Here is a 7,604-nt window from a genome sequence, read left to right on the forward strand (position 1 = left end):
ATATTTTTTGTTAATTTTCGATATAAAAACCATATATAACATCTATATCTATATTGAGAAATTTATTGCAAATTTAGTTTTAAGTGTTTCCAAAAATGAAAGGAAACTTTTACCCAGTAGTTTACTTTCATAATATTGATTTTTATACGTGTCTGGTAAAGAAGATACAATGAATTACTAATAAAAACTATAACGAAATCTAGTTCGGTATAGTAAAGTGCAAATGAAAATTCCCTCTTCGCTATCTCCCCAAAAAGAACCACTGCTATAATCTTATAGACTGTATTTTCAGAAACATTACAAGCGTGTAAGTAAAATGAAAGGAAATTCAATATGAGAAAAAAAATCTTACTACTATAATGAATAACAGAAACACTCATGAAAAAATGTGTTGCGAATCTAGTTGATTTTTATGTCTTTCCATTAAGGTTTTGTCGCAGGAGCAGTACTGCATTAAAATTCAATTGAAAAATTTGATGAAGTTATCACCTTTAGAAAAGATGATTCCGTTAAGTATACATCAATTAGAGAGAACCACATGGATACGGTATAATTCTGGATTAATAATTACTAGAGGTAACGATACTTCGTTATTTTTATCTAGAATATTATTTAAACTACCCAACACGGAACCTAATGGACTGTTGGAAATAGGCGATTCCTGAGAACACCGATGTATCCACCAGTTATCTTAGCAGGCTCTATCTATAGTCCCTGCGGTGAGAACATAAGTATTTTGTACGTTGATTTACCCCAATTTCTACTTTAGCTTGCTTGTCACAACTTTGACAAGCGTGGAGCCATAGAACGTTGAAGAATGATTTGTACCAGTATATAGTGGCGAACAGATTGACTTAGGCCAACCGACATTCATCTTCAACCTAAAATTAGTGTTGCACACCCTCACATTTTTCGGGAAAGAGTCTTCGGTCGGAAAAAAATAAAAAACACAGAGGTGTAAAATGAACATTATTTCCGAACTATTCGTTAGTTTTGCAATTCCTATGATACAACTCACATTTTTATTCCTTCTCATACTTATTTTTAGCTATTTTGTAGTATACAAAAAGGTATGTAAAGGTGAAAAAGAGTTTACCGTACAACAAATTATATTATTGATATTAATAATAGGATATTATTCTCTTGCATTATCAGCTACTTCATTTGGTCGTTCAGATGATATAGCTTATGCAAGAACCATTGATTTTGATGTACTTAGTGTTTATAAAAAAGCATGGAATACATTTTCATTTACTTCCTTTTTCCATATCATTGTGAATATAGGTATGCTTTTTCCTTTAGGAATTTTATTCCCTTTATTTAGTAAGGTTTTTCAAAAAACAAAATGGATGTTAATGATCTCAATTATAGCAAGTTTATTAATTGAAATACTTGAATTTACAATGCAACGTGGAAGTATGGAACTTGTTGATTTACTTCATAATATTTTAGGAATGATGCTAGGGTATTCTGTGTTAAACATAGTTCTTATATTATTGAAGAAAAAAGAAACGCATGCACAGATGATGAAATATTTATTCCTTCCCATTACAGTAATTCTCATTGCATTTGGAATAATTATTTCGTACCATATGAAGGAATTTGGAAATATGCCTATTGATCCCAATACAAAAATAGATATGTCTCACGTTACGATAAAAACATCAATAGAGTTAAAAGAAGAAGGGGAAAAAAAACCTGTTTACAAAGATTCCGTTACTAAAAAATCACCTGTTCGAGATATTGAAATTCTTTCTCCAAAGGAAGCATTTCAAAAACTGAAACAAGGAGAATTTGAACCTATAGGATCTTTCAATGCAGGTGATACATTATTAATTACAAAATATAATATAGATTACTACACTGATACAAAAGGTTTCTCTCAACCTATATATGTCTTTGAGGTACATGTAAATGATAATGAAGAAGATATTTGGTCTCAACCTATTTCCGCAAGGAAATAGGTTGAGGAAATATTATGAAGCTACTAGTACTGGTTGTAACCCATGATACATGGGAAAGGCGGAGTCTGTTTTGGAAGACTTCGCCTTTGTTTGTATAGTGCATGCAAGGGTACGGAAACGATTTAAAGAGAAGGGGACATCATCTATCAACTCTCATTTTTAGTTTGTAAATTTGGGGGGATTTATCCTATAAATATAGTAAAAGTAAAAGATCTTAGTAAAGAATATACAGGTAAAGCTTCGCATATAGCACTTTTAAATGTAAATTTAACAATCATAGAAGAGAATTTGTTGGGATTATGGACCTTTCTTGTAGTGGAAGAACAACGTTATTGAATATGATTTCTACTATTGATTTGCCAACATCAGGGAGTATATTAATAGTAAAAATCCGTATTAACTTTCTACCAATAATTTAGCTTTATTTCGCAGACACGGGTACGGCCGAGATATATGTAATTTTGAATATAATTCATACATTCTTTTCTAAACGTACTTGTGATTACGGATTTCTTTACCACTTTTCAACTGATTATCATACAGTTGGAACAAAGTGTTTTCAGTAGCTAATAGATGGATGATTAGGGTGTACCCATAATAGACGAAACTGCATTTATAAGCCAATCTCATGCATACATTAACAGTAAAAGGGAAGATGGTTCTTCCGCTCGTATTAGATGACCTGAATGTGAAAAGAATAAATAAACGAGGATATGAAATATCAGGAGGACAAGCACAGCGAACAGCGATTGTCTGTGCACCCATTCATTCTCCTAAATTAATTCTTACCGATGAGCTAACAGGGAATTTGGATACTAAACTCTCTCAAGATGTAATGGAGATATTAACACAATTAAATATAGAAGAAAAGGAAACAATGATGGACAGTTATATAATGAAATTTACCACAATGAAAATTGTCCATTACTTTATAAAAATATTATGGACAGTCTTTCTATGTTAGGAGGGAATAAAAATGACTTTTCGACAGCTAGCATTGAATAATGTTATACGGAATAAACGAATATATCTTGGGTATTTTTTTAGTAGCATATTTGCGGTAATGATTTTCTTTACTTATGGTCTACTTTTCTTTCATCCAAATCTAAAAGGTGAACTGACTCATGTAAGTACTATAATGAGCACATTTGGGAAAATAGGATTTCAACTATCGTATTCCTTAATTTTTGTTTTCTCTTTCTTATTTATTTTCTATTCTGCTAGCGCATTTTTAAAAAATAGAACAAAAGAGTTTGGATTATTAATGTTACATGGAATGTCTCATAAACAGTTTCATCGATTAATTTTTTTCGAAAACATGTTGATTGGAATCCCTTCTATACTAGTGGGTATTGGACTTGGAATGATTTTTTCTAAATTATTTTTACTAGTTAGTGGGTCTTTATTGGCAGTAGAGCATAGGTTACCATTTTATTTTCCATTAAAGGCTATTGGAGTAACAGCTCTGTCCTTTTTTATCTTATTTCTACTTATTTCTTTATTTACATCAAAAATGGTGAAAATGAATGAGCTTGTAGAACTCATAAAATCAGAAGAAAAGCCAAAACCTGAACCTGAAGCGTCTGCTTGGCTATCTTTGTTGGCTATAATCTTAATTGGAGCAGGCTACACTTCTGTCCACCACAGTATCGATGCAATCGCAATTAATTATATGAGTGGGAATGAAGTATTACTGATCGTTGGATTAGGGGTCACGCTTATTATATTTGGAACTTATATTTTCTTTCATCAATTTTGTATATATGTGATATACAATTTAAAAAATAGAGAAACTACATTCTTTAAAAGAACCAACCTCCTTGTTATTTCAGAATTAGCATTCCGAATGAAAGATAATGCGAGAACGTTCTTTATGGTTACAATTATATCTGCGGTATCTTTTACAGCAATTGGAGCTTGTACAGCTATCGGAAATCCTGAATTAGCAAAAAATGAGACCCCATTTGCATTTACCTATAGATCAGATTGGGGAAATCCACTAGAAAAATCTCATATTGAAGAGATAAAAAAACAATTAAAAGAATCTGGATTTTCTTATAAACTTGCAACAGCAAAATTTAAAATAACACAGAATGACATTAGATTAATTAATCTTTCTACGTATAATGAATATGCTAAAACACTAGGATATGAAATAGAAAAATTAACAAATGAAAATGAAAGTATCGTTATACTACCAATGAAAAAACACAAAAGTGTAGAGGACCTAAAACCTTTTGTGTTAAGGCATGGTGAACTAGAAGTACCAGTTACTGTTCAAAAAACATTAACTGTCCCAGAGTTAAAAGAGATGCTTGCTAAAACTGTTATTATCTCTGATGCTGTTTACAATGAAGTCCTAAATATTAAAACTGTAGATGTTGGTATCTTGCAAAATTACACTATATACGGTTTTATTATAAAAAATTGGCCTGAAACAACTGCAGTCTCAAAAAATCTTATGAAATCAGTTGGTACGAAATTAGGCGATTCTTATACTTTTTCATCTTTGAGTTTGAAATGGCTTGAACTAAAACAACAAAATGGATTACTTTCTATTACAAGTATATTGGTGGGAGTTGTATTCTTTGCATTTGCAATAAGTTTTTTATATTTCCGTCTATTTACTGATTTAAAACGTGATCAAGAGCAGTATCAAATGATTTCAAAATTAGGTTTAAGTCAAAAAGAGTTAAAGAAAATTATAACAACACAAATGATGATATTATTTTTCTTACCCATTGTAGTAGCTATGATTCACAGCAGTTTTGCATTTCTAACTTTGCAGCAATTAGGACAAACCATAAGTAGGGAAATGTCCGTTATTCAAAGCTCAATTGTTGTATTAGTAAGTTTTTTTTGTATTCAATTTATTTACTTCCTTATCATTAGAAATTACTATATAAAACGCATATGTACAAAAATATATTCATAAAAAAGAGAAACAAAAAATTGAAGGTGCAGGCTCAATCACTATATATGATTGAGTTTGTATCTTCAATATGTTAAAAAATATACTAAGATTAATCTATGTTGACTCATCTTTTATACATTATCTGAAAAAGAACTTGTAGGGATTCCTACAAGTCCTTTTTGTTTTTCATTTTAAATACTTAAAAGGTATAAGCTCAGTTTTACTTTTTACCAGTAATATGCTATTAAATTTATCTTTCTTGTCCATCTGTTTGATTGGCTTAGAACTCCATGTTTAGCGCAATACTATCCCCTTGGAACACGTTCTGATCTGTGCCGTTGTCTTCAAATACAAACTTTATCCAAAACCAATCCATTTTCCCAGGTTTTAATCCCCTTGTTTCAGTCCACTTAGAATGAAATCCTTTTTTGGAGGCAATCTGTGGGCTTTGTGATTTTAGTTCTGCAAGATTTGTCTCGTATACAGGGCTTTTCGCAGAATCCCAATCCAAAAGAAATTGTACTTTAATATGTTTACTATAATCTTCTGTAGTGTTATTTTATTTTAAATCGTTTACAGTATAGTCTATTTTCATCATGATATCTTTAATATCTAATGTACCACTATTTTTTAAATTGAATTTCTTTAATATTTTGTCCCCAGTACTGTAAAGTTTTAAACACGTAGGAAATAAATCCAAATTTACTGATAACAAGGATCAAAAAAGGAGGAATTCTTTTTTTGGAACGATAGAGCATTTCAGATACTGTGACACATGTATATCCATTGTTGTTTAAATACTTCATGATGCTTTCTGATGCTTCAATTGTTTGAGATGTCTGGGAAAATTCGCTACCATTCCAATCATGAAGTAGAATGATATTTTCAGGTTTAACACCTTTTGTTATATGCCTCGAAATCTTGCTAGCTGTTGGACTTCTCCAATCTTGGAGATCTCGATGCCACGACCATAAGATTACAAGTTTGCCATTTTATATAAAATTATACCTTGAGTTAATGGATGTTTGGTGCTCCCCCTATATGAAGCTATACAAAAAGACAGTCTTTGATATATTAGGTGTCGTTTACCATTGTACTGTATCCAATCTAAATCAGAAAACTGCCGAAATGACTATGAATTCATGTCTTTTAAATAGAGCTGTTGTTACGCTGTAACCACTTTGTTTATTTCCGCAAATTACATAAGTTTTATCGTTTTTGCACCAGAATCGATAGCCCTACATTTATCTGCCTCCTTGGTAAGGCATCGAATAATTCTTACTTATACCATCGCGATTTCTGATAACTTACATGTAGAGAGGTATCACTCAATATAACAAAAATGTAATGTTAATGAAATGTAATTCCACCGATACTATTAATGAAATTATATAAAATGAAGGGGAGTTAAAGAATTTTTATAATGAAAAAGGAGAAGTATTAATGCGAAATATATTAAGTGTAGAAAAAATTGAAAAATATTATGGTAATAAAGATAATGTAACAAAGGCTATAGATAATATTAGTTTTAAGGTAGATGAGGGAGAATTTGTTGGGATAATGGGGCCTTCAGGAAGTGGCAAAACTACATTACTTAACTGTATATCAACGATTGATAATGTTACTACGGGGAAAATAATGATAAATAATAGTGACATTACTCGGTTAAAATCAAAGTCACTAGATAAGTTTAGACAAAATGAATTAGGGTTTGTATTTCAGGACTTTAATTTATTAGATACCCTTACCGCTTATGAAAATATTGCCCTAGCGTTAACTATAAAAGGTGAGGCAAGTTCAAAAATTGATGGAAAAATACAATCGGTTGCAAAATATTTAGACATTGAACAAGTATTAAGCAAATACCCTTATCAAATATCAGGCGGACAAAAACAAAGGGTTGCTTCGGCAAGGGCTATCGTAACAGATCCATCTTTAGTACTTGCAGATGAACCAACAGGATCATTAGATTCCAAATCAGCTAGATTATTACTCGAAAGATTTGAAAGTCTTAATAAAGATTTAAAAGCTACAATACTTATGGTTACTCATGATGCATTTACAGCAAGCTATGCTCGTAGAATTCTATTTATTAATGATGGCAAAATATTTATCGAGTTGGTAAGAGGAAATGATTCCAGAAAAGAATTCTTTACTAAAATTATCGAAGTTATAACCCTTCTTGGAGGTGACGATAATAATGTACTCTAAGATTGCTATTGGGAATATAAAGAAAAGTTTTAAAGATTATACAATATATTTCTTAACACTAACACTGGCTGTTTGTATATTTTATAGCTTTAACTCCATTGAATCACAAAAGGCACTTGTGGAAATTAACACTGCAGATAGAAAGTATGTGCCTACAGTAATGAACGCTATCTCAGATGTGTCAGTATTTGTATCCGTAATATTAGGTGGTTTAATATTGTATGCAAATAATTTTTTAATTAAAAAACGTAAAAAAGAATTAGGAATATACATGACTTTAGGTATGGGAAGAAGAAACATATCCAGAATTTTAGTAACAGAGACGTTTCTAATTGGTGTTATATCTTTAGTGAGTGGACTTATGATAGGTATTGGAGTATCGCAGGGGTTATCTACATTTGCATTAAAGTTATTTGAATTACCCATCAATAAATATAAATTTATAATTTCAACAAGTGCTATAGGTAAAAGCGTATTATACTTTGGAATCATGTTTTTTCTTGTTATGTTATTTA

The 7,604-nt window shown here is 30.9% G+C and carries 4 protein-coding genes and 4 pseudogenes; 6 read left to right on the forward strand and 2 right to left on the reverse strand.

What is annotated here, in order from left to right; translation table 11 throughout:
- Nucleotides 1-962: 962 nt before the first annotated feature.
- The 4 genes and pseudogenes from ABWK52_RS24865 to ABWK52_RS24880 all read left to right on the forward strand — a co-directional run bounded on the left by ABWK52_RS24865 (nt 963) and on the right by ABWK52_RS24880 (nt 4,899).
- Nucleotides 963-1,964 (forward strand): VanZ family protein, encoded by a 1,002-nt coding sequence (locus ABWK52_RS24865; RefSeq protein ID WP_098542103.1) that lies wholly within the window; start codon nt 963-965, stop codon nt 1,962-1,964.
- Nucleotides 1,965-2,153: 189 nt separating this feature from the next.
- Nucleotides 2,154-2,347, forward strand: a pseudogene (locus tag ABWK52_RS24870) (bacitracin ABC transporter ATP-binding protein); the annotation flags it as partial.
- Between the two features lie 239 nt (nt 2,348-2,586).
- A pseudogene (locus ABWK52_RS24875) lies at nt 2,587-2,969 on the forward strand (ATP-binding cassette domain-containing protein); the annotation flags it as partial.
- Nucleotides 2,941-4,899, forward strand: coding sequence for an FtsX-like permease family protein (locus ABWK52_RS24880; protein ID WP_098294818.1), 1,959 nt, complete (start codon nt 2,941-2,943; stop codon nt 4,897-4,899). The pseudogene ABWK52_RS24875 and the gene ABWK52_RS24880, both read left to right, overlap by 29 nt.
- 259 nt (nt 4,900-5,158) lie before the next feature.
- On the opposite strand, the pseudogene ABWK52_RS24885 reads toward ABWK52_RS24880, so the two are convergent.
- Together ABWK52_RS24885 and ABWK52_RS24890 are read right to left on the reverse strand one after the other, a co-directional pair.
- A pseudogene (locus ABWK52_RS24885) lies at nt 5,159-5,542 on the reverse strand (TasA family protein); the annotation flags it as partial.
- A gap of 38 nt (nt 5,543-5,580) precedes the next feature.
- Nucleotides 5,581-5,870, reverse strand: a pseudogene (locus ABWK52_RS24890) (chitooligosaccharide deacetylase); the annotation flags it as partial.
- A gap of 451 nt (nt 5,871-6,321) precedes the next feature.
- On the opposite strand from ABWK52_RS24890, the gene ABWK52_RS24895 reads away from it, so the two are divergent.
- Both ABWK52_RS24895 and ABWK52_RS24900 read left to right on the forward strand, forming a co-directional pair.
- A complete protein-coding gene (locus ABWK52_RS24895; protein ID WP_001244403.1) occupies nt 6,322-7,089 on the forward strand; it encodes an ABC transporter ATP-binding protein in 768 nt (255 codons plus the stop codon).
- Nucleotides 7,079-7,604: FtsX-like permease family protein (locus tag ABWK52_RS24900; RefSeq protein ID WP_353772202.1), on the forward strand; the 526-nt coding region annotated here is incomplete at its 3' end. The genes ABWK52_RS24895 and ABWK52_RS24900, both read left to right, overlap by 11 nt.

Origin of the sequence: Bacillus sp. AP50 (assembly GCF_040492675.1) — a bacterium.
In the GTDB taxonomy this organism is placed as follows: Bacteria; Bacillota; Bacilli; order Bacillales; family Bacillaceae_G; genus Bacillus_A; species Bacillus_A cereus.

Bases quoted from the DNA above. Each gene is read 5' to 3' on its own strand.
- ABWK52_RS24865 (WP_098542103.1), top strand. From the start codon at position 963: ATGAACATTATTTCCGAACTATTCGTTAGTTTTGCAATTCCTATGATA.
- ABWK52_RS24895 (WP_001244403.1), top strand. From the start codon at position 6,322: ATGCGAAATATATTAAGTGTAGAAAAAATTGAAAAATATTATGGTAAT.
- ABWK52_RS24880 (WP_098294818.1), top strand. From the start codon at position 2,941: ATGACTTTTCGACAGCTAGCATTGAATAATGTTATACGGAATAAACGA.